The sequence below is a fragment of the Bacteroides faecis MAJ27 genome (assembly GCF_900106755.1).
In the GTDB taxonomy this organism is placed as follows: domain Bacteria; phylum Bacteroidota; class Bacteroidia; order Bacteroidales; family Bacteroidaceae; genus Bacteroides; species Bacteroides faecis.
This window is the reverse complement of the sequence record NZ_FNNN01000003.1, coordinates 52866-76406: the sequence shown is the minus strand read 5'-3', so window position 1 is coordinate 76406 and position 23541 is coordinate 52866. Positions and strand designations below refer to the sequence as shown.

The following is a 23541-nucleotide window of genomic DNA, read 5'->3' as shown; positions in this document are numbered from 1 at the left end:
TTTTTATTATGAAAACGAGCAAATTGAAAAAAATAATATACGGAATAGGAATTTCTCTCTTTTTTTCGCAGGGATTCTTAAATATCGCATGTAGTGATTGGACCGACATAGAGGCGAAAGATTATTATGAACCTCCTACGCAAGGTTATGAAAATAATTTGAAGGATTATTTTAACTCTCCACATAAGATTATGTTTGGCTGGTTTGGTAACTGGGCAGGTAAGGGAGGTTCTTCCATGCAATATGCTTTATGTGGATTACCGGACAGTACGGATTTTGTGAGCCTTTGGCTCTGTTGGGGAAATCTGACGGTTGAGCAACAGGCTGATTTAAAAGACTTTCAGGCTAAGGGTTCCAGAGCAGTGCTTTGTTGGCGCGCAGGAGATATTGGTGATAATCTCACACCGGGGGGTAACGATGATGCAGTGAAGGAAGCGTTTTGGGGCTTTGATCCTAAAGATGAGCAATCTTGCATTGAGGCTGCTAAGAAATATGCACTTGCTATTGTAGATACATGTAACAAATATAATATCGATGGATTTGATTATGATATTGAGGATTGGGGGACTTTAATGAACTCCAGTATGCCATCAGTACCCAATGCGTTTATGAAGACTTTACGTGAGGAGTTTGATAAGACGGGGAAAATGTTGGTTGCTGATATCCCTGGTGGTGCAGGTTGGTTGAGCTTTTATGAAGTGCTTTCAGAGGAAACAGTTCTAAGTCTTGATTATATAGCTTGGCAGACCTATGAACTAGGACATTCTGGATTGGATTCTTTCTTTGAAGCTGTACGTAGAAGTCACCCTAATGTCTTTAAAGAAGCTATGGGGAAATCTATTGTGACTGCAACTTTTGAAAGAGCAGTGGATAAGCATTACTTTACCGAGCAACAGAGCTATCATCCGGCTTGTGGAATAGAACATGCAGGTATGGGGGCTTATCATATTGAGTATGATTATCCTGGAAATCCTGATTATCCCACAGTGCGTGCAGCTATTGCTGCACAGAATCCTCCTATTAATAACTAAAAGAAAGGGTTAAACAATGAAGAGAATATCTTTACTTAAAATAATGGCATTTGGGGTACTGGCACTGGTCCATACTGCATGTGAAAATGCTAAGTATGATGTTATAGATAATTTAGTCTATATAAATGAAGCGTCTACATCCAAAACTAAAGAATTGACATTGACAGAGGGTACGACGCGTACTTCGTTAACTGTACGTTTGGTGAATATTATTAATCAAACAATAAAAGCTAATTTATTTATTGACGAATCTGTATTAGATGCTTATAATAAGAAGAATGAAACTAATTATAAAATGCCTCCTAAAGAATATATATCATTTCCTGAATCAGTGACAATTGAAGCAGGTTCTGTAAGTGCAGATCCTGTGAATGTTGATATTAAAAGTTTTGAAGCTGAAGGCGGTGCTCAATATGCAATTCCCATCAGTATTAAGAATGTGGAAGGAGGTATTGAGAAGTCGGAATCCTCTTCCAGTTTTTTATTGGTTCTTGTGAAGCCTTTGAAACAAGCTGTTCCTAAATTAACATGGTATAATGGTATGCATGCAGCCCCGGAAGGAGCTTGGGGGTTAGCTTTGCCAAATTATACATTGGAATGGTGGAGTAAAGTCACCTCTAAATCAGGGAACGGTGGATATACTAAGAATAATCAGGCTATAATAAACTCAGGAGGTTCAGGGACAGAACTATATATACGGTTTGGTGACTTAATCTATTCCGAGAATGGTAGCTATAAAAATAATTTCCTACAAGTAAAAACGATGGGGTCTCAATTTGATACAGGTGATCCAACTAAGGGAAAAGGTTTAGAAGCACAAAAATGGTATCATTTTGCAGTGAGTTATGATGCAGCATCCGGTACTACTTTATTGTACCAAAATGGTACTGTAGTTGCCTCATTATCTTCTTCAATAGGACAACCGATGAATATTGATCAATTTCAGATGATTTCTTCAGGAGAAGAATATTTTCCGGATTTCTGTGAAATGTGTCAGGTTCGTTTTTGGAAAGTTACACGCACAGTTAATCAGATAAAGAAATCTATGTATACCGAAGTTGACTATACAGACAAGAATTTGTTGTTGTATCTGCCAATGAATGAAGGTGAAGGAGCTACAATACTACACGATGTAACCGGTAATGGTCATGATGTGGAAATTGGCAATTCTAACCTAGGTAACGAAAACCGTCAAAAGGTGACATGGGAAACATATTCATTTGCTCAATAATTTAAAATAGTATGATATGAAAGCATTATTTAAATATATATTATATAGTACATTTTTTGCTATGTCATTGCCATTAGTCACAGCATGTGACGATGACGAAGCAACAGATCCGTATGATATCAATTATGTCTATATTTATAAACCAAGTGAAACAAATGCTACTTTAGAGTATAAAGGAGACGGAACTTTTTTGAAAGAAATCGCCACCGAACATATTTTGTCTCCTGTCAGGTGTACTAAACCTGCACCACAAGATTTGACCATCCAATTAGCTATTGACAGGTCATTGGTAGATGCATACAACAGTGAATATGGAACGAGCTATGTAGCTTTACAAAATGCAGAACTGGAAAATGCAACTTTGTATATAAAACAAGGGGAATATATCTCTGCAGATACTTTAAAAGTGCATTATACTAATATGGAAGAATTTAAGAACGGATCGGAAAATTATATTCTCCCGATTGCTATAACTTCTATTAATGGAACAGGAGTATCAGCGAGTGAAAGTAATAGTAAGATATTCTTGACATTTGAATCGACTTACAAACCAAATCATGTCACACTGACTTCAAGTAAAGAATATCTGTTAGAGTATCAGTATAGTCAAGGATTTACAAATTTAAGCAGTGAATGGAAGCTTGACGGTATCTTAAAATCGGCATGGGCCGCAGATGGTGACACCAAAGTTACTCTTGCTATTAATCCGGCATTAGTTGGAACGTATAATGCATTGCATGGCACAGATTATTCTTTACTGACTAGTGCAAGTTTGAAGCAATCGACAATAATGATTAAACAAGGAAAAACAACTCCGGAAGAGAGTGTTGCCTTGAGTTTTTCGGATGATATGGCTTCTGTGCAGCTGGGTACTAACTATGTTATTCCAGTGACAATCACGAATGTTGATGGAGTAGGAGCAGATATAGGCGAGAATAAAGTTATATATATTGTTTATAAAACAGCACTTGTCGGATTTTTATCTTGTGTAGACAAACCGGTAGGTTCTGTAATAAATGACCATTCGGGTTGGAGTTTTACTTTGAATGGACAATCTAGCGACTTGTATGATTATGTTCCGGATGGCAGCATACTTGATATCGATTTGGGAAAACAAGAGAATATAAAAACTATTGCTTTACATTTCTATGAATGGTTTTATTCTTCGGAAAGTGCAAGTATAGCGATAAGTAATGATGGAGAGAAATATGAGGATCTTGGTGTAGCTTCAGGATTTGCAAATAAGACAAGTTACATTCTTCTTCTTGTGGCTAAACAAGCGCAATATATAAGAGTAACTTTCCATGGAGCTCTTTATTATTCTCCTTATATTAATACTGTAGGTATTTATACTGAAACTGAATAAAAAATGGCCCAAGTTTATTACTGAATGAGCTTGGGCTATTTGCTGTTTATATCATGTTGTGATCAGTTCTAAGTTTTCTTTGTTAATAAAACTTAGAACTGATTTTTTTCTTGAGTATCTTATATTTTTGGATTGTATTATCTAAAAACTAATTAAAGGAAATGCTATGAGAATCATTCGCCGTATTATTTTTCAGCTGCTTTGTTTGTTGGGAGCATGTTGTTATATTCCTGCAACAGCACAAGTCGTTTTAGTTGATAATGGAAAAACTAAATCCAGGATTATTCTATCAGAAAATGACCAGATTAATCAAATATCAGCAAATTTATTTCAATTGTTCCTTCAGAGAATTTCAGGTTGTACATTTCCCATTGTAAAAGGACAGAATGCAAAAAAAGGAGATATTATAATCAGTAGCAAAACCCCAGCTGGAGTGACAGAAGACGGTTTCAGCCTATCTACGAAAGATGGAATCTTACGTATTTCAGGCAGTGGGAATGGGGCAGTCTACGGAGTTGTAACTTTACTTGAACAATATCTTGGAGTGGATTATTGGGGAGAAAACGAATACTCTTTTAACCCTGCGAAGACAGTCGAACTGCCGCTTATCGATAAAATAGATAATCCGGCTTTTCGTTACCGCCAGACACAATGTTATGCTATTCGTACAGACTCCATATATAAATGGTGGAACAGGCTGGAAGAGCCAAATGAAGTGTTTGCTGCCGGTTATTGGGTGCATACTTTTGATAAGTTGCTTCCTGCTTCCGTATATGGAAAAGACCATCCGGAATATTATTCTTATTTTAAAGGCAAACGCCATCCGGGGAAAGCGAGCCAATGGTGTCTGAGTAACCCGAAAGTTTTTGAGATCGTGGCTCAGCGGATTGATTCTATTTTTAAGGCAAATCCGGATAAGCATATTATGTCTGTGAGTCAGAATGATGGTAATTACACTAATTGTACATGTGATGCCTGTAAAGCAATAGATGATTATGAAGGAGCACTTTCTGGAAGTATCATTACTTTTTTGAATAAACTGGCTGCCCGTTTTCCTGATAAGGAATTTTCCACGCTTGCCTATCTGTATACGATGAATCCTCCGAAACATGTGAAGCCATTGCCGAATGTGAATATCATGCTTTGTGATATAGATTGTGACCGTGAAGTGACTTTGACGGAAAATGCCTCAGGTAAAGAGTTTGTGAAAGCAATGGAAGGCTGGTCTGCCATCACTAATAATATTTTCGTGTGGGATTATGGTATTAATTTTGATAATTATCTGGCTCCGTTCCCTAATTTTCATATCTTGCAGGATAATATTCGTCTGTTCAAAAAGAATCATGCTACTATGCACTTCTCGCAGATTGCAGGAAGCAGGGGAGGAGATTTCGCTGAGTTACGTGCCTATCTGGTATCTAAGTTAATGTGGAATCCCGAAGCGAATGTTGATTCTTTGATGCAGCATTTCCTGCATGGATACTATGGAGAGGCTGCGCCATACCTTTATCAGTATATCAAGGTGATGGAGGGAGCGTTGATAGGCAGCGGACAAAGATTGTGGATTTATGATTCCCCTGTTTCCCATAAATATGGAATGCTGAAACCACAACTGATGCGACGTTATAATCAACTGTTTGATGATGCAGAGAAAGCGGTGGCTGAAGATAATAAATTCCTGAAGCGTGTGCAGCGTGCCCGCTTACCCATTCAGTATTCGGAATTAGAAATTGCCCGTACTGATATTGGTACGGATATGAATGAGATCAGTCCGAAATTGGCACTTTTTGAAAAACGGGTGAAAGAATTTAATGTACCGACATTGAATGAGCGTTCCAATTCTCCTGTGGAATATTGTCAGTTGTATCGGGAAAGATATATGCCCCGTGCAGAAAAAAGCGTTGCGATAGGAGCGAAGGTCACTTATCTTATTCCTCCTACTGGTAAATATGCAGAGATCGGAAAAACGGCATTAGTGGACGGATTATTCGGAGGATCTACTTTCGTTGAAAGCTGGGTTGGCTGGGAAGGAACAGACGGTGCTTTTGTTATAGATTTGGGTAAAGAGAAAGAAATACATAGTATAGAGACGGATTTCCTGCATCAGATCGGAGCCTGGATTCTTTTCCCTCTGAAGGTGGTTTATTCTTATTCTGAAGATGGAGAGAATTATACGCATTGGGGAACACATGATATGCCGGAAAACCGTTCGGGCAAAGTGGAGTTCCGCGGAGTGAAGACTGAATCGGATACGCCGGTGCATGCCCGTTACGTGAAAGTTGAAGTCACCGGTACGAAAGAATGTCCCGAATGGCATTACGGTGTAGGCCATCCTTCGTGGTTTTTTATCGACGAAGTAACAATAAAATAAAAAAAAGTGGGGGCAAGCGTTAGTAGTTTGCCCTTTTTAGTTGTATTATATATAGATGGGTCAGAAAAATGACCCTTTCATCTATATACTATTGAATTATGCAACAGAATAAAACTGCTTCTCAAAGAAAAACGATCAACCCGGTCTATTGGGTTCCTACCGCTTATTTTGCAATGGGACTTCCCTTCATTGCTATCAATCTGGTTTCAGTATTCATGTTTAAGGATTTGGGTATATCCGATACTCAGATAACGTTTTGGACCTCCCTTATCATGATGCCCTGGACACTCAAATTCTTATGGAGTCCTTTTCTTGAAATGTATCGGACTAAGAAGTTCTTTGTATTGGTAACCGAACTATTGAGTGGTATATTATTTGGAGTAGTAGCTTTTTCGCTGTTTTTTGATTATTTTTTTGCTATTAGTATTTCCACTATGGCGGTGATTGCATTCAGCGGGGCCACACATGATATTGCTTGTGACGGTGTATATATGGCAGAACTGAATAAAGAGGACCAGGCGAAATATATTGGAGTGCAAGGAGCTTTCTATAATGTGGCAAAGTTGGTTGCAAATGGCGGGCTGGTTGCTTTGGCCGGTATGTTGGCAGAGCATTTCGGAGCTATAGAAGGGGCATCGATTGATGCCAATAAAGGTGCATATTCGTCCGCATGGACGATTATTTTCGCTGTAATTGCTGCAATAATGGTGTTGATCGGTATTTATCACATAAAAATGCTGCCGTCTACCCAAGTCCCTGCTACCGGTAAGAAAACCACCTCAGAAATTGTGACGGATTTACTCAATGTGATTGGCAACTTCTTTACGAAAAGGCATATTGTTTATTATATCTTCTTTATTATTCTCTACCGATTGGCAGAAGGATTTATAATGAAAGTTGCCCCTCTGTTTTTGCGCGCATCCAGAGAGGTCGGTGGTTTAGGATTATCATTGAAAGAGATAGGTACATTGAATGGAGTTTTTGGTTCTGCAGCCTTTGTCATCGGTTCTCTGCTAGGCGGAATTTTTGTTGCCAGATATGGATTGAAGAAAACACTGTTCACACTTTGCTGTGTATTCAATCTTCCTTTTATTGCATATACTTTTCTGGCGGTAGTCCAACCGACCAGCCTTTATCTGATCGGAACATGTATAACGATGGAGTATTTCGGTTATGGCTTTGGCTTTGTCGGACTGACCTTATTCATGATGCAGCAGATTGCTCCGGGCAAGCATCAGATGTCACATTATGCATTCGCTTCTGGAATCATGAACCTGGGAGTTATGCTTCCGGGAATGGTCAGCGGTTATTTTAGTGATTTACTAGGCTACCGTAGTTTCTTTATCTATGTACTGATCGCAACGATTCCTGCTTTTTTGATGACCTATTTTATACCTTTTACGTATGATGATTCAAAAAAGAAAAAATAAATTGCTATTTTTGAGAGATAATAGAAAACCAATTACTAAATAAATAATTATTATGAATAAGATTCAAATTCCTTGGGAAGAACGTCCTGCCGGATGCACAGACGTAATGTGGCGTTATTCACAAAATCCGGTGATCGGACGCTACCATATTCCTTCATCTAATAGTATTTTCAATAGTGCCGTCGTTCCTTTTAAAGATGGATTCGCCGGTGTATTCCGTTGTGATAACAAAGCGGTACAGATGAATATCTTCACAGGATTCAGTAAAGATGGTATTCACTGGGATATTAGCCATGAACCGATTCAGTTTAAGGCTGGTAATACGGAGATGATTGAATCTGAATATAAATATGATCCGCGTGTTACATGGATTGAAGACCGTTACTGGGTAACGTGGTGCAACGGTTATCATGGACCTACAATCGGTATTGCCTATACGTTTGACTTTGTAGATTTTTTCCAATGCGAAAATGCTTTCTTACCTTTCAATCGTAATGGAGTACTTTTCCCGCAAAAGATAGATGGCAAATATGCTATGCTAAGCCGTCCAAGCGACAATGGACATACCCCGTTTGGTGATATCTATATCAGCTACAGTCCGGATATGAAATATTGGGGTGAACATCGTTGTGTAATGAAAGTCACTCCTTTCCCCGAAAGTGCCTGGCAGTGTACCAAGATTGGTGCAGGTTCGGTACCTTTCCTTACTGATGAAGGCTGGTTGCTTTTCTATCATGGAGTTATCACTACTTGCAACGGTTTCCGCTATGCGATGGGGTCAGCTATACTTGATAAGGATCATCCGGAAAAGGTGCTCTACCGTACCCGTGAATATCTGATAGGTCCGGCTGCACCTTATGAACTTCAGGGTGATGTACCAAATGTGGTATTTCCTTGTGCAGCATTGCAGGACGGAGAGCGTGTAGCTGTCTATTATGGAGCTGCAGACACTGTTGTAGGAATGGCTTTCGGCTATATCCGGGAAATAATTGATTTCACAAAACGAACGAGCATTATCTAAAAAGAATATGAGACGTATATTATTAACTTGCACACTGGCTTTCACCCTTCTTCCCGTATTTGGGGGAGAGGGTAAGGCCCCCCCTGCAAATAAGGAAAAGAGTCTGTTGATAGACTATGTAGATCCTTTTATTGGAACAACAAACTTTGGTACGACTAATCCCGGAGCTGTTTGTCCGAATGGAATGATGTCTGTAGTACCTTTCAATGTAATGGGGTCTGCCGATAATACATACGATAAAGATGCACGTTGGTGGTCCACGCCTTATGAACATACCAATTGTTTCTTTACCGGATATTCTCATGTGAATTTAAGTGGTGTCGGTTGTCCGGAACTGGGTTCTTTATTGCTGATGCCTACTACTGGAGAGCTGAATGTTGACTATAAGGAATATGGGAGTAAATATAAAGACGAACAGGCTTCTCCCGGTTATTACTCCAATTATCTTACGAAATATAATGTAAAGACAGAAGTTTCCGCTACTCCACGTACAGGCATTGCCCGTTTCACTTTTCCTAAAGGAAAAAGTCATATACTTTTAAATTTGGGCGAAGGTTTGACTAATGAAAGTGGAGCCATGCTTCGCCGTGTAAGCGACAGTGAAATAGAGGGAATGAAACTGCTTGGCACATTCTGTTATAATCCTCAGGCTGTGTTTCCCATCTATTTTGTGATGAGAGTAAATAAGGTTCCTGCTGCAACCGGATATTGGAAAAAGCAACGTCCGATGACTGGGGTGGAAGCTGAATGGGCCCCCGATCAGGGTAAGTATAAGTTATATACCCGCTACGGAAAAGAAATAGCAGGTGACGATGTGGGTGCTTATTTCACTTTTGAAACGGAAGAAGGAGAGCAAGTCGAGGTGCAAATGGGAGTTTCCTTTGTAAGTATAGAGAATGCTCGGTTGAATCTGGATAAAGAACAGGCAGGAAAGAACTTTGAACAAGTGTTATCTGATGCCCGTGCACAGTGGAACGATGACTTGTCTCGCATCACGGTAGAAGGAGGAACGGATGCACAGAAGACTGTTTTCTATACGGCACTTTATCATCTGCTGATTCACCCGAATGTTCTGCAAGATGTGAATGGTGAATATCCGGCTATGGAAAGCGATCAGATACTGACGACGAAAGGAACCCGATATACCGTATTCTCTTTGTGGGATACTTATCGAAACGTGCATCAACTATTGACTTTGGTTTATCCTGAACGTCAGATGGAAATGGTACGTACGATGCTTGACATGTATCGCGAACACGGATGGTTCCCTAAATGGGAGTTGTATGGAAGAGAGACACTTACGATGGAAGGTGACCCGAGTATTCCGGTGATTGTGGATACATGGATGAAAGGATTGCGTGACTTTGATGTAGATCTGGCTTATGAAGCGATGTATAAGTCGGCTACATTACCCGGTGCAGAGAATTTGATGCGTCCGGATAATGATGATTATATGTCAAAAGGGTATGTGCCGCTCCGTGAACAGTATGATAATTCTGTTTCTCATGCACTGGAATATTATATCGCCGACTTTGCCCTTTCCCGTTTTGCGGATGCTTTAGGAAAGAAGAAAGATGCGGAGATGTTCTATAAACGTTCATTGGGATATAAGCATTATTATAGCAAGGAGTTTGGTACATTCCGTCCCATTCTTCCGGACGGAACTTTCTATAGTCCGTTTAATCCGAGACAGGGAGAGAACTTTGAACCGAATCCCGGTTTCCATGAAGGTAATTCCTGGAATTATACTTTCTATGTACCACATGATGTATATGGATTGGCTAAACTGATGGGTGGAAAGAAACCTTTTGTTGATAAACTACAGATGGTGTTTGATGAAGGATTGTATGATCCGGCTAACGAGCCTGATATTGCTTATGCCCATCTGTTCTCTTACTTCAAAGGAGAAGAATGGCGTACGCAGAAAGAGACGCAGCGACTGCTGGATAAGTACTTTACGACCAAACCGGACGGTATTCCCGGAAATGATGATACAGGTACGATGTCTGCATGGGCTATTTTCAATATGATAGGTTTTTATCCCGACTGTCCGGGATTGCCGGAATATACATTGACTACTCCGGTATTTAATAAAGTAACGATTCGCCTGGATCCCAAATGGTACAAAGAAAATGAACTGGTAATTGAAAGTAATCGTACCGGATCGGAAACTCTTTATATAAATAAGGTGTTATTGGATGGTAAGAAGTTTAATAAATACCGTATTACCCACGATGAACTTGTTCATGGTAAACGCTTGATATTTGATTTGAAATAACACACAGTGTTTCATAGGTATCGTTTTTGGGTTGACAGAGCTGTCGGACTATTTTCTTAAGTCCGGCAGCTCATTTTTTTACATTATTCTGGGTTATTCTTCTTGAAAAGATAGTGACGGTATCCGCTTGGGATAGTGACACTATATGAGCAGGATAGTGACGCCATCTACATGGGATAGTGTCACTATCCTGTCTTTATTCAAAATACTTTTTCCGTTTTAGTATTAAATATTTGGAATGTAGCCGATTACAAAGTTTCCTTTCATCCGTCTTTTATACGATCAGCATATATTAAGATGATGAATAAAAAGAAATTATTTCAACATATCCTTTGGATATTGATCGTAGCGGAATGTTTTCCGGTGTTGGCAGTTTCCGCACCGAAACAAAAAGAGCAACGTTATAAGATTGCCGTATGTGACTGGATGATCTTGAAACGTCAGAAGATTGGTTCGTTCCAATTAGTGCATGAGCTGAAGGGAGATGGAGTCGAGTTGGATATGGGCAGTCTCGGTAAAAGAGAAATGTTCGATAACAAATTGCGTGAACCCCATTTCCAACAACTATTTCGCGAAACGGCTCAGAATTATAACTTAGAGGTCTCTTCTATTGCTATGTCCGGTTTTTATGGACAGTCTTTTTTAGATCGTACTAATTATAAAGAATTAGTACGAGATTGTCTGGACGCAATGAAAGTAATGGATGTCAAGGTTGCTTTCCTTCCTTTGGGTGGAGTGAAAGCAGGCTGGCAAGATACTCCGGAACTTCGAACGGCTTTGGTAAAACGCCTGAAAGAAGTAGGGGATATGGCTGCTTCCGAAGGAGTTGTTATTGGTATTGAAACCCAACTAGAGGCAAAAGAGGAAGTAAAACTACTGAAAGAAATTAATTCTCCCGGTATCAAGATCTATTTTAAATTTCAGAATGCATTAGAGAATGGACGGGATTTGTGCAAGGAACTTAAGACTTTGGGAAAAAAGAGAATCTGCCAGATTCATTGTACGGATACGGATGGAGTAACTCTTCCTTTTAATGAACGCCTGGATATGAATAGGGTGAAAAAGACACTCGACAAAATGGGCTGGAGGGGCTGGCTGGTAGTAGAACGCTCACGAGACAAGGATGATGTGAGGAACGTGAAGAAGAATTATGGAACGAATATTGAATACTTGAAGCAAATCTTTCAATAGAATATTTCCGGTAGTTCAATCAACCGTTCCTTTTGAGTCAATCGGGCACTTTATTGGATGTAATCGACTGTATTCTTTTCTTTGATCAACCGCTCGATTCAATCTTATAAATGGGACATTTTTTATCTCTTTGATTTTTTTATTCTTTTTGAGTGATTACATATTTTTAAGCTGTACGTCATCTATTAAAGAAACTTTATATTTTGAAGATATTATATATTATTTTGTTTAAAATTAAAATTTAATCTATGAAGAGTAAGATGAAGATTAAAAAAACAGTCGTCGAAAGTCTAGTGTGCTTATCGATAGCTTTTTCTATCGGCTCTTGTGCAGGAGACGGTTTCGATGAAGAAACTTTTTCTGGGGGCGTGACAGGCACACAATTATTGTCACCGGAAGCATCTGGTGTTGAATTTGCAAAACTTGCCGGTACTACTAATGTAAAGGTTACTTGGCCGGTGATTATGGGGGCGGGTGGTTACCAGTTTTCCTTATATATTGTGGATGATCCCTCTAATCCTATCACTGTTGTAAAAGATAGTATTATAGACGGGGCGTCTGTAGTGTGTCCCTATTTGGACGATACAAATTATAAGGCGGAGATTGTAACGTTGGGAAATGCGAAATTAAACAATGCAACTGCTACTTCGCCTACTGAAGCGAGTTGGTCTACTCTTGTTCCTGCAACGAGTATTCCTGATGGAGCAGATTTGACTACATGGTTTGCTGACAATCCTGTCACTAGCGGAAAAGATACTGAAGTTGCCTATGAATTGGCGGCAGGAGGAACGTATACTATTTCAGGGGATTTGGATTTTGGAGTAAACAACGTACAATTACGTGGTAATAAACTAGATCATGCCAAAGTAAAATTTACAGGTCCGGGTTCTATTATTTCATGTGGTGGAGGATTAGCGTTGAAGTTTATAGAGTTCGACTGTGACGTAGTGACAGGTGGAACTTTCTTGAAATTCGGTAATGTACCTAGTGAAATATTGGGAATGAATAGCTATGGAATCGTTACTAATCCAATGATTTTCCAATCTTGCGAGATATTGAATGTGCGTCATTATCTTGTCAATATTAATGGTAAGAACTATGCCATACAGAATTTCATTATCAGAGACTGTTTAATCAAACTGTACCAAGATGGTGATCTTATCAATTTTAATGCAAATAGTACATTTGTAAAGGACTTTGAAATCAGTAATACAACTTTTTATAATGTTTCGAATGCTAATAATGGTCGTTTCTTACGTGTTGCTGGTGGACAAGCTTCTAGGGCTGGTTGGACAAGTTGTTCAATGAACTTCACAAGTAATACATTCTACAATATTTCTAAAACACAGCAAGCCTTCAATTCTAATGTTTGGAATAGACAAGCTAATACTGTCAATTTGAGCAAGAATATATTTTTCGATTCTTGTAGTGGTGAGTTTAATCGGCGTATTGTGGGGGGACGTACTGATAATAGTAAAACTTGCGATAACAACTGTTATTGGTTTGATGGATCCTTGCCGGTAAATGAAACAACAGGACAAAGTACAGGTGATAAGAGTTCCACAGCCTATGGCGTAGACCCGGGATTTGCAGATCCGGCTAATGGAGACTTTACTCCGAGCGCTCCAGAAGTGTTCAGTCATGGTAGTGGTGACCCGCGTTGGTTAAAATAAAACAGAGAGTTAAATCTATAATATAATAAAAATGAAACATAAGAATATACTTAAATTATGTTTGTGCATGCTTTTGGCTTTTGTAATGGCTATGTCGGCAATGGCTCAGAATGCAAGAACATTCAAAGGGATTGTTTTGGATGAAGCCGAACAACCTATTATTGGGGCTGCTGTAAAGGTTGTGGGAACAACTACAGGAACGATTACCGATCTGGATGGAAATTTCACGCTGAATGTGCCTGCAGGTAAAGAAGTTGAAATATCTTATATTGGCTATGTGTCGCAACGGTTCTCTTCTTTTTCCTCTAAACTGGCCAAGATTATTTTAAAGGAAGATGCACAGCAATTGGATGAAGTAGTAGTTGTAGGTTATGGCACACAGAAGAAGGCCCATCTAACCGGTGCTATTGCAACGGTTCCCGTAGATGAAATTCAAGACGTTTCTAGCGGTAGCTTATCCAATACGTTGAGAGGTTTGGTAAACGGAGTTTCTGTAAGTGGAGGTGATAGCCGTCCGGGTGAAAATGCGAGCATTTCGATTCGCCAGAATAAAGCATTAGAAGATATTGGTGGAAGCAACTTGACTCCATTGTATGTGATAGATGGTTACATTTATCCGACGGAGGTGAAAGTTGGAAATAGCACAGTGAATCTAGGTGCGGAAGCTTTCAACAACCTAGATCCTACGGTCGTAGAAAGTATTTCTATATTGAAGGATGCTTCGGCAGCGGTATATGGTGCCCGTGCAGCTAATGGTGTTGTTTTGGTGACAACGAAGAAGGGAAAATTAGGAACTCCTAAAATATCATATAGCGGTACATTCGGTATAACAGATGAAGTATCTCGCCCAAGTATGTTGAGTGCATATGAATATGGCAAATTGTGGAATGCAGTACGTATGGGAGACCCTACGGAAACTGGTATTGACCCGTTGAAGCAACTTTTCCAACAAGATGAGCTTAATGCTATGAAAAGCTTGAACTATGATTTATTGGATAAGAACTGGAAAGCTGCATTGACTCAACAGCACAGTGTGAATTTGAGTGGCGCCACTGAAAGGGCAAGCTATTTTGCCGGTATTTCCTATTTTGACCAGGATGGTAATTTGGGTAAGTTGGATTACAACCGTTGGAACTATCGTGCTGGTATTGACGTAAAGATAAGCAAGTGGGTGAAAGCAAATATCCAGGTTTCGGGTGATTATGGAAAAAAGAATACTCCACTCAACCAAGTAGGCGGATCGCAAGCCGAGAAGGACTACAATACACTGTTGACGCATCCTTATTATATCCCCGAATATGTGGGTGATTATGCGGTTGCCGCTTACGGTCCTACCAATGAGCAGGTGAGTAACATACAAAACTATAACTTTAGTGTGTTGCAGAACAACGGTGACTATAAACGCAATATGTCTTCAAACATGAATGTGAATGCTGGACTGGAGTATGACTTCGGATGGAATAAGTGGTTGAAAGGATTGAAGTTGAAGTTTTCTTATTCAAAGAGCATTAATTCCGATAAAACAAATGATTATGGTACCTCTTATGAACTTTACTATTTAGAGAATCGTGCAGGTAGTGGGCAGCATCTATACACTCCAATTGATGGTGCGGACAATAGTTTGTTTGAGAATACCAGATTCTTGTATGCTAATGGTGGAAAATTGGTGGTAAACTCCAGTTCTTCGGATACCGAAGGCTATTTGTCTCGTTCAATGACGCGTTCAGATAACTATCAGATGAACTTTACGGCAACTTACAACAGAGATTTCGGACAACATTCAATAGCAGCTTTGTTCTCTATTGAGAAGTCAGAATCGGAAACCGAATATTTATATGGTTCTGTTACCGACCCTTATGAATTTACAACAGGACAGTCCAATTCGGTAAAATATACTAGTACACCGGGAACAACTTTCACTCGTTATGAATCAGGAAACTTGTCTTATATCGGTCGTTTGAACTATTCATATGCAGACAGATATTTGTTTGAGTTCCTGCTACGTTCGGACTCTTCTACTAAGTTTGCCCCTGAAAACTATTGGGGATTCTTCCCCTCGGTATCTGCCGGTTGGATAATTTCGCAGGAAAGCTGGTTTAGTAAAAATGTAAAATGGGTGGACTATTTGAAGCTACGTGCATCATTCGGTTTAACCGGACGTGATAATACGACACCGTGGCAATGGTTACAGACTTATGGTACGGATTTGGATAAGGGACCTGTCTTGGGTACAGATCCCACTTCTCAGGCCGGTAGCCGTCTTACAATGAATAGCAGAAACGCTGCAGTCAACCGTGACGCCCATTGGGATAAGTCTTATAAAGGAAACTTCGGACTTGATTTCAACGTCCTCAATAATCGGTTGTCATTTAATATTGACGCTTATTATGAATGGAATCGTGAAATGTTACTTAGCTATAATGAGTCTGTTCCGTCTATTGTTGGAGCGAACTCCGCTAAGGTTAATTATGGTGAACTAGATGCTTATGGTGTAGAACTGTCCGCAACCTGGAGAGATCGAATTGGCAAGGACTTTAAATACAAAATTCAGATTAACACAGGTTATAGTGATAATAAAATTTTGGTAAGAGACTGGGTTACAGAACCGACTTACAAGGATTATAGAAGAGGTGACCGTACGGATCAGGGCTCATGGGGAATGCAGTGTCTAGGTATGTTCCGCAGCTATCAGGATATTGATGAATATTTTACAAAATACAATATTTCCACCTATATGGGACTTAATAAAGAAGATGTAAAACCTGGTATGTTGATTTATAAGGATGTACGCGGAGCTAGACAGGCTGACGGTACTTATGCTGCACCAGACGGGGTTGTCAGCACTGAAAATGACCAAGTACGATTGTCTAATCGGAATAATCCTTATGGTATGACTATGAATTTGAGTGCAGAATGGAAAGGTATTTCTCTGACAGCCCAGTTCAACGCTGGTTGGGGAGGGTATAGCTTTATTCCTTCCAGTGCCTATTCGTTGGGAAATATGGGAACGTCGGCTAACAAATATAATGATTTGGAATATGCGAATATGCCCTCTTTTTGGACAACAGATAATATGTTTGTATATAATGACGTAACTGATGCAGCAGGCAACGTAGTTGTGAAGGCTAATCGTAACGGTGAATATCCAAACTTGAGATGGACTAGCGTAAATGGAGTACAATCTTCATTCTGGAGAGTTAGTGGAACACGTATTCGATTGAATCGTTTGACACTGGCTTATTCTATCCCCTCAAAATATATGAAAGTAATAGGCATTGAAAGTTGCCGTTTCAACGTTACCGGACAGAATTTGCTCAGCTTCTATAATCCGTATCCAGACAATTTCATCGATCCGATGACCTCTTACGGAAGTTATCCTACATTGCGTAAATTCACGATTGGTGTCAATTTAACATTCTAAAAGAACAGTATAATGAAAAGAAAAAATATTTTTCGTATCAGTAGTCTCGCTTTTCTGACCGCAGCAATTTTCACTTCTTGCAGCGACTCGTTTTTGGAGGAAAAACAGAACTATGACAGTACAACTAGAGAAGCTTATAACTATTGGAGTGGAGCATCTGCACGTGTGTCGGCTATTTACAGAACATGTTTGCCCGATGCAGCAGCAAATGCATCTGCAAGATTCAATTGTACAGGCTTAGCTGATGACCAGTCTAAATCGACGGAAGAGTATAGTGGATTCAGCGTTTTTGTGAATCCGCAGGCTCCTTTGACTTATCAGACAGGCAATAATCCCGTACCCGATTATTTTCAAGGGACTAAGGGAAACCCTCTTGAAGGCGTTTATGGTCGTATTCGTGATGTCAACGATGTAATTATTGGTGTAACTGAAAGTACGCTTTCGCAGGATGAAAAAGATCAGTTATTAGGCCAGGCTTATTTCTTAAGGGCATGGTGTTATTACAATCTGGTGAAATGGTATGGCGGTGTGCCTATCGTTACGGATGTATTGGAACCTATTGCCAGTTCGGTTGTTCCTCGTTCTTCTACTAAGGCATGTATTGACTTTATCTGTGATGACTTGAATACAGCCGAAACCTTGTTGGCTCGTTTTACAGGAAGCGGACAATGGATGTCGGGCGAAAATTACGGTCGCGTTACTTCCGGTGCGGCGGTAGCTTTGTTGGGTCGTGTACGCTTGCTGTATGCCAGTCCAATGTTTAACCGTACAAATGATGTAACCCGTTGGACACAAGCTTATGAGGATATTAAAAGGTCCATTGGTGTATTGACAGCTGCCGGTTATGGATTGGCAAATGAAAGTAATCCTGGTATCAACGCTTCAGGCTGGGCTAGCATGTTCTCTCAAGTACCAAACACGGAGGGCATATTCGTAACGCTTTATAATACACTTGTTCAGGGAACTCCGGATTATCGGAAGAATAATACTTGGGAGCATGGTATCCGTCCAAATAATACTTTGGGGGGTGGTGGAAAAACTCCTTCTGCCATGTTGGTAGATATGTTCCCGATGCGTGATGGTAAAGTACCAGGAGGCTGCAACACCTATACGAAATTGGATAAATCAGAATCAGATTATAATCCACAGTTTCCTTTTATCGATCGCGACCCGCGTTTTTACCGTACATTTGCTTTTCCGGGTGTCCGTTGGACATTTACCGGTGATCCTCGAAATGATAATAACGATAATCCTTATAATGGTACTGACTATGAGCTTTGGAACTACGTGTGGTATACTTCTCCCGCTTTACGAGATGATATAACTGCAAACAGTGAAGCTACATACGGTGCTGACAACTTATTGAATAACGTAAAAGGATTTTATGTACGTAAACGTTCAGACGACCGGGATGTAAATTCTACTTCACGATATGAGTATACACAAGCTTCAGGTTTTACTCGTAGCGCATCTCCGTATATGGAAATTCGCTTTGCAGAAGTGTTACTTAACTATGCAGAAGCTGCTTGTGGTGCAGGGCATTTGGATGAAGCCGTAGCCCAATTGCAAAGAATACGTGCCCGCGTAGGCTATACAGCCGAAAACAACTATGGCTTGCAAGCCAATTTAAGTGGAGATGCTGCCGCATGTATGGCTGCTATCTTGTATGAACGGCAGATTGAATTGGCTTATGAAGGTAAACGTTTCGATGATTTGCGTCGTTGGATGTTGTTTGATGGTGGAACTGTATTACCTGATGGAGCGCCTTCCTCTTGGAGACTGACCGGATGGGATGGAAATACCTGTAGCTATCTAGGTTTTACTCCACTCAATGGGCAGCGTCGTGAGAATCTTGAATTTCGTGTAAAGATTGACAGTGGCCAGGGAGAAGGTATTGGTGGGACAACATTGGCTTCCGACCCTCTGACAGTTGCAGGAGTTACTCGTCCGGCGGCTCTTGATTTGAGAAATGATCTTTCTACTCAAACAGAGGCATTGAGAGAATTCTACAATGCTAATCTTATACGCAAGACGAAAAAGGGAGATTCCTATAACGATTCTCAAGCAGAATTGTACATCGAATTTCTTCCCCGCTATTATTTCCTCGGATTTAACCAAGGCATACAGAGTAGTGCTACTACGCTGACGCAAACTATCGGTTGGGGAGATTACATGAACGGTGGTTCCAATGGTACTTTTGACCCACTGGAAGAATAAAAAGATCCGATTTTCTACCTAAATAAATAGGATTGAATACATAAGAAATTGCCATTTTCCATATCTTTTATGAAAGAAGAGAGGAAAAATGGCAATTTCTCATTTACTTTGAAGCCGCAGAGGGCAAGAATGCTCCCAATGGCAGAAAAAAAATGAGAATGGTATGATTTTTACTTGAAATAATAATAAAAATAAAGGATTGGACTGATTCTTGTGTTGCCGTGGACGATGCTTACTGCCTGCTCGTCAAGTTTCTTAACGCTAATACTCTAATTGAAGCGGGTACTGGTTATACAGACGTGGTAGCCAAATGAATGCTGCGTTTATTGTCTGTAACAAACGTCAGGTGCTAGGACGGAAGGCGAATGCCACAGAAGGTAGAACCTTCGATTGAGACAACAGTGGTGGTGAAACTTCGGACTTGACTATATAAGGAGGTTGGAAATTGGCACAAAATAAAATTGGGTGTTTAACAACAAAAGTTTCATGTGTCTAATTTTGAACATAGACAAAGATTTTATTTATAAATGATAAATTCAATACTGGGCAAAAACTAACAAAAATCACACTATTTTTTCTCTCCACTGATTACAAAATCTCTCCTCTCTCGTCTTATTATTGTATTTTAGAATGATCAATCTCACAAAACCTAATAAAAATGAAGAAGAAACATGTACTTTTAGTAGCCTTTGCTGCTACAATGTTGACTCCGACCGTTGTATGGGCACAATACCCGCAGATAACTGACGAAGCCAAAGCGAATTATACAAAGATGATGACCGAGGAACGGAAACGTTCTGATGAAGCATGGGAGAAAGCGTTACCTATAGTACTGAAAGAAGCAAAAGAGGGACGTCCTTATATCTCATGGGCTGGTCGTCCCTATGATTTGCCACAAGCTAGAATTCCCTCGTTTCCGGGTGCTGAAGGAGGTGGAATGTATAGTTTCGGTGGTCGTGGAGGTAAAGTAATTACGGTTACTAATCTGAATGATCGTGGCCCGGGTTCATTCCGCGAAGCTTGTGAGACAGGTGGTGCACGTATTATTGTATTCAATGTGGCTGGTATCATTCGTCTGGAATCTCCGATTATTGTTCGTGCACCTTACGTTACTATTGCCGGACAAACAGCACCGGGTGATGGTGTCTGCATTGCCGGAGAATCATTCTGGGTGGATACACACGACGTAGTAGTACGTCACATGAGATTCCGTCGTGGAGAAACAAAAGTGTGGCATCGTGATGACTCCTTTGGTGGTAATCCGATTGGTAATATCATGATAGACCACTGTTCATGTACATGGGGACTGGACGAAAATATATCTTTCTACCGTCATATGTATGATCCGAGTGAAGGACAGTATGAGAGCAAAGACGAAAAGCTTGCCACGGTAAATGTAACTATTCAGAATACGATTTCCGCAAAAGCTTTGGATACATATAACCATGCATTCGGCAGTACATTAGGAGGTGAAAACTGTGCATTTATGCGTAACCTTTGGGCTAGTAACTCAGGCCGTAATCCGTCTGTTGGTTGGAATGGAGTATTTAACTTCGTCAATAATGTGATATTTAACTGGGTGCATCGTTCAACTGACGGCGGTGATTATACGGCTATGTTTAACATGATCAATAACTACTATAAACCCGGTCCTGCTACTCCCAAAAACAATACAGTAGGTTGTCGTATCCTGAAACCGGAAGCCGGACGTAGCAAACTGAATTATAAAGTTTATGGTCGTGTATATGCTGATGGTAACGTGATGGAAGGTTATCCGGAAATAACAAAAGATAACTGGAATGGTGGTATACAGATTGAAGGTCAGCCAAATACTGACGGATATACTGAAATGATGCGGAGCTACGAACCGTTTGCAATGCCTTATATTAAAATTACATCTGCCAATGATGCTTATGATTATGTAACGAAACATGTAGGTGCCAATATCCCTTGCCGCGATATTGTAGACGAACGCATTATCGAAGAAGTAAAAACCGGTATTCCTTATTATGACAAGAAAATGGCGAAGGATGCTAACGGTGACCTTACAGGCTTAGCTCCTAAATCAATGGGTGAAGACGGTCAGTTCAGATATCGTCGTTTGCCGAAAGATTCTTATAAGCAAGGTATCATTACTGATATTCGTCAGATGGGTGGTTTCCCCGAATACAAAGGAACTCCGTATGTGGATACGGATGGTGACGGTATGCCGGATGAATGGGAAATTGCTAATGGATTGAATCCGGATGATCCAAGTGATGCTAATAAAGATTGTACAGGTGACGGATATACGAATATTGAAAAGTATATCAATGGAATCAGTACAAAGCACAAAGTAGACTGGAGAGATTTAAAAAACAACTATGATACATTAGCTGAAAAAGGAAAATTAATGTAATCTGCAACCGGCATCGGTAAGGTGCCGGAACCGAGTTTCCTTTTGGCATATGGTATAAAAAATAAGATGAAATGAAAAAGATAGTTTTAATGTCTCTGTTGCTTCTTTGCGGTTGGATATCTGCCGGAGCAGTTGATTTGAATAAAGAGAATCGTGATCCGAAATATGTAGAGTCCATTGTCAATCGTTCGCAGAAAATTGTAGATAAACTAGGACTTACGGATGCGAAAGTAGCCGAAGATGTTTGTAATATTATTGCCAATCGCTATTTCGAACTGAATGATATTTATGAAATACGTGATGCAAAAGTAAAAACCGTTAAGGAATCAGGTTTGACCGGTGATGCGAAAGATGAAGCGTTGAAGGCTGCTGAAAATGAAAAAGATGCAGCTTTGTACCGTTCTCACTTTGCTTTTCCTGCCAGTTTATCTCTCTTTTTGAATGAGGAACAGATAGAAGCCGTAAAAGATGGAATGACTTATGGCGTGGTGAAAGTGACTTATGAAGCTACGCTTGATATGATTCCTTCTTTGAAGGAAGAAGAAAAGGCACAAATCTATGCTTGGTTGGTAGAGGCGCGTGAGTTTGCTATGGATGCAGAAAATTCAAACAAGAAGCATGCGGCTTTCGGTAAGTACAAAGGACGTATCAACAATTATCTGGCCAAACGTGGGTACAATTTGACAAAAGAACGTGAAGAGTGGGCTAAACGTGTAAAAGCACGGGGAGGAACACTGTAAAACCATAGCATGTTGTAAACAAGGAATTTGTGACAAATAAGATACTATAAAAAGAAGTGGAATTCTTTCCCATTATTAAATGGTTAGTTTGTTTGATGGAGGAAAGGGTGGCTCGGAGAGTCGCCCTTTTATCGATTATAAAAAATGATTCTTTATATCTATTTGAGTACAAATCCGGCTTTTTATCGTCTCTGTATAAAGGATATTAGTATAGTGTAAAAGAATCATAGAAATGGGAAAGTTAAAAAATACATTAGCTGCAATAAGCATTCTGCTTTTAGCTTCTTGTGGAGGGAATAAAGATTATTATATGTTCACTTCATTTCATGAGCCGGCTGATGAAGGTCTGAGATATCTGTATAGCGAAGATGGAATGTACTGGGATAGCATTCCCGGCGTTTGGTTGAAACCGGAATTAGGGCAACATCGGTTAATGCGCGACCCTTCCATAGTGCGTACACCGGATGGAACCTTTCATTTGGTGTGGACTACCAGTTGGAAAGGTGATTTAGGTTTTGGCTATGCACAGTCCAAAGATTTGATTCACTGGTCGGAGCAACAAATGATTCCTGTGATGGCAGACGAACCTACCACTGTCAATGTATGGGCGCCGGAGATTTTTTATGATGACGAAGGTGAACAGTTTATGGTAGTATGGGCCTCTTGTGTGCCCGGTCGTTATGAAAAGGGAATAGAAGAAGAAGAGAACAACCATCGCTTGTACTACATCACAACAAAGGATTTTAAGGCAGTATCGAAAGCGAAAGTATTATATGATCCCGGTTTCAGCTCGATTGATGCTGTGATTGTGAAACGGGCGAAAAATGATTATGTAATGGTACTCAAAGATAACACACGTCCCGAACGCAATCTGAAAATAGCTTTTTCTGGCTCTATGACCGGTCCTTATTCACCGTCATCACAACCCTTTACCGAGTCGTTTGTAGAAGGCCCGACGGTTGAAAAACTCGGTGATGATTATCTGATCTATTTTGATGTTTATAAGAAAAAAATATATGGAGCTATGCGTACCAGGGATTTTCGGAATTTCACGGATGTCACCGAAAGCGTAAGTGTGCCTGTCGGACATAAGCATGGAACTATCTTTAAAGCTTCGGAATCTGTTGTTAAAACATTGCTGGAAGAAAGCAAGAAGAAATAAACTAAAACCTG

General features: G+C 40.0%; 14 protein-coding genes. All 14 read left to right on the top strand.

Going from position 1 to position 23541, the window contains the following annotated elements; translation table 11 throughout:
- Nucleotides 1–8 precede the first annotated feature (8 nt).
- The 14 genes from BLW31_RS03660 to BLW31_RS03595 all read left to right on the top strand — a co-directional run bounded on the left by BLW31_RS03660 (nucleotide 9) and on the right by BLW31_RS03595 (nucleotide 23530).
- Complete coding sequence (locus tag BLW31_RS03660) at nucleotides 9–1031, top strand: endo-beta-N-acetylglucosaminidase (protein ID WP_008765826.1); 1023 nt, start codon at nucleotides 9–11, stop codon at nucleotides 1029–1031.
- Nucleotides 1032–1047: 16 nt separating this feature from the next.
- Nucleotides 1048–2262 (top strand): BT_3987 domain-containing protein, encoded by a 1215-nt coding sequence (locus BLW31_RS03655; protein ID WP_008765825.1) that lies wholly within the window; start codon nucleotides 1048–1050, stop codon nucleotides 2260–2262.
- A gap of 16 nt (nucleotides 2263–2278) precedes the next feature.
- Nucleotides 2279–3628, top strand: coding sequence for a DUF4999 domain-containing protein (locus tag BLW31_RS03650; RefSeq protein WP_010537900.1), 1350 nt, complete (start codon nucleotides 2279–2281; stop codon nucleotides 3626–3628).
- Nucleotides 3629–3794: 166 nt separating this feature from the next.
- The gene (locus BLW31_RS03645; RefSeq protein ID WP_010537901.1) at nucleotides 3795–5999 is read left to right on the top strand and encodes a DUF4838 domain-containing protein; all 2205 of its coding nucleotides are present in this window, start codon (nucleotides 3795–3797) and stop codon (nucleotides 5997–5999) included.
- 98 nt (nucleotides 6000–6097) lie between these two features.
- Nucleotides 6098–7429 (top strand): MFS transporter, encoded by a 1332-nt coding sequence (locus BLW31_RS03640; protein WP_010537902.1) that lies wholly within the window; start codon nucleotides 6098–6100, stop codon nucleotides 7427–7429.
- Between the two features lie 52 nt (nucleotides 7430–7481).
- Entirely contained in the window at nucleotides 7482–8450 is a 969-nt protein-coding gene (locus tag BLW31_RS03635) for a 1,4-beta-mannosyl-N-acetylglucosamine phosphorylase (RefSeq protein WP_010537903.1), read from the top strand.
- Nucleotides 8451–8457: 7 nt separating this feature from the next.
- Nucleotides 8458–10728: a GH92 family glycosyl hydrolase gene (locus BLW31_RS03630; RefSeq protein ID WP_010537904.1), complete on the top strand. Its 2271-nt coding sequence runs from the start codon at nucleotides 8458–8460 to the stop codon at nucleotides 10726–10728.
- A 300-nt stretch (nucleotides 10729–11028) separates the two neighbouring features.
- A complete protein-coding gene (locus BLW31_RS03625) occupies nucleotides 11029–11919 on the top strand; it encodes a sugar phosphate isomerase/epimerase family protein (RefSeq protein ID WP_010537905.1) in 891 nt (296 codons plus the stop codon).
- A gap of 248 nt (nucleotides 11920–12167) precedes the next feature.
- Nucleotides 12168–13592, top strand: a complete 1425-nt coding sequence (locus tag BLW31_RS03620; protein ID WP_022301531.1) for a DUF4992 family lipoprotein — start codon at nucleotides 12168–12170, stop codon at nucleotides 13590–13592.
- 31 nt (nucleotides 13593–13623) lie between these two features.
- Complete coding sequence (locus tag BLW31_RS03615; RefSeq protein WP_029425536.1) at nucleotides 13624–17013, top strand: SusC/RagA family TonB-linked outer membrane protein; 3390 nt, start codon at nucleotides 13624–13626, stop codon at nucleotides 17011–17013.
- 12 nt (nucleotides 17014–17025) lie between these two features.
- Nucleotides 17026–19230: a RagB/SusD family nutrient uptake outer membrane protein gene (locus BLW31_RS03610; protein WP_010537908.1), complete on the top strand. Its 2205-nt coding sequence runs from the start codon at nucleotides 17026–17028 to the stop codon at nucleotides 19228–19230.
- 658 nt (nucleotides 19231–19888) lie between these two features.
- A complete protein-coding gene (locus tag BLW31_RS03605; protein ID WP_010537909.1) occupies nucleotides 19889–21628 on the top strand; it encodes a polysaccharide lyase in 1740 nt (579 codons plus the stop codon).
- Nucleotides 21629–21699: 71 nt separating this feature from the next.
- A complete protein-coding gene (locus BLW31_RS03600) occupies nucleotides 21700–22368 on the top strand; it encodes a DUF3826 domain-containing protein (RefSeq protein ID WP_022301458.1) in 669 nt (222 codons plus the stop codon).
- Nucleotides 22369–22600: 232 nt separating this feature from the next.
- The gene (locus tag BLW31_RS03595) at nucleotides 22601–23530 is read left to right on the top strand and encodes a glycoside hydrolase family 43 protein (RefSeq protein ID WP_010537911.1); all 930 of its coding nucleotides are present in this window, start codon (nucleotides 22601–22603) and stop codon (nucleotides 23528–23530) included.
- The last annotated feature ends 11 nt before the right edge of the window (nucleotides 23531–23541 follow it).

Excerpts from the sequence above, each read along its gene's own strand:
- BLW31_RS03625 (WP_010537905.1), top strand. The coding sequence starts at position 11,029 with ATGAATAAAAAGAAATTATTTCAACATATCCTTTGGATATTGATCGTA.
- BLW31_RS03630 (WP_010537904.1), top strand. The coding sequence starts at position 8,458 with ATGAGACGTATATTATTAACTTGCACACTGGCTTTCACCCTTCTTCCC.
- BLW31_RS03605 (WP_010537909.1), top strand. The coding sequence starts at position 19,889 with ATGAAGAAGAAACATGTACTTTTAGTAGCCTTTGCTGCTACAATGTTG.
- BLW31_RS03620 (WP_022301531.1), top strand. The coding sequence starts at position 12,168 with ATGAAGAGTAAGATGAAGATTAAAAAAACAGTCGTCGAAAGTCTAGTG.
- BLW31_RS03635 (WP_010537903.1), top strand. The coding sequence starts at position 7,482 with ATGAATAAGATTCAAATTCCTTGGGAAGAACGTCCTGCCGGATGCACA.
- BLW31_RS03600 (WP_022301458.1), top strand. The coding sequence starts at position 21,700 with ATGAAAAAGATAGTTTTAATGTCTCTGTTGCTTCTTTGCGGTTGGATA.
- BLW31_RS03615 (WP_029425536.1), top strand. The coding sequence starts at position 13,624 with ATGAAACATAAGAATATACTTAAATTATGTTTGTGCATGCTTTTGGCT.
- BLW31_RS03595 (WP_010537911.1), top strand. The coding sequence starts at position 22,601 with ATGGGAAAGTTAAAAAATACATTAGCTGCAATAAGCATTCTGCTTTTA.
- BLW31_RS03660 (WP_008765826.1), top strand. The coding sequence starts at position 9 with ATGAAAACGAGCAAATTGAAAAAAATAATATACGGAATAGGAATTTCT.
- BLW31_RS03640 (WP_010537902.1), top strand. The coding sequence starts at position 6,098 with ATGCAACAGAATAAAACTGCTTCTCAAAGAAAAACGATCAACCCGGTC.
- BLW31_RS03650 (WP_010537900.1), top strand. The coding sequence starts at position 2,279 with ATGAAAGCATTATTTAAATATATATTATATAGTACATTTTTTGCTATG.
- BLW31_RS03645 (WP_010537901.1), top strand. The coding sequence starts at position 3,795 with ATGAGAATCATTCGCCGTATTATTTTTCAGCTGCTTTGTTTGTTGGGA.
- BLW31_RS03655 (WP_008765825.1), top strand. The coding sequence starts at position 1,048 with ATGAAGAGAATATCTTTACTTAAAATAATGGCATTTGGGGTACTGGCA.
- BLW31_RS03610 (WP_010537908.1), top strand. The coding sequence starts at position 17,026 with ATGAAAAGAAAAAATATTTTTCGTATCAGTAGTCTCGCTTTTCTGACC.